Here is a 381-nt window from a genome sequence, read left to right on the forward strand (position 1 = left end):
TTTGTTCAGGAACACAAGGATGTAAGGTACACCTACTTGGCGAGACAAAAGGATGTGTTCACGAGTTTGTGGCATAGGACCGTCAGTCGCAGCACATACAAGGATTGCACCGTCCATCTGAGCAGCACCAGTGATCATGTTTTTAACATAATCGGCGTGTCCTGGGCAGTCTACGTGAGCGTAGTGACGAGATGGAGAATCGTATTCTACGTGTGAAGTATTAATGGTAATACCACGTGCTTTTTCTTCTGGTGCAGAGTCAATTGCTGCGTAATCTTTCGCTTCACCGCCGTAAGTTTTTGCACAAATAGTTGCAATCGCAGCAGTTAAAGTAGTTTTACCATGGTCGACGTGACCAATTGTGCCCACGTTTACGTGTGG

General features: G+C 46.2%; 1 protein-coding gene. It reads right to left on the reverse strand.

Annotated elements, in window-relative coordinates:
• A partial coding sequence (locus ACE01T_RS07185; protein ID WP_395519015.1) for a GTP-binding protein occupies positions 1-381 on the reverse strand: 381 nt, incomplete at both ends.

The sequence above is a fragment of the Acinetobacter uliginosus genome (genome assembly GCF_044130295.1).
Classification (GTDB): Bacteria; Pseudomonadota; Gammaproteobacteria; order Pseudomonadales; family Moraxellaceae; genus Acinetobacter.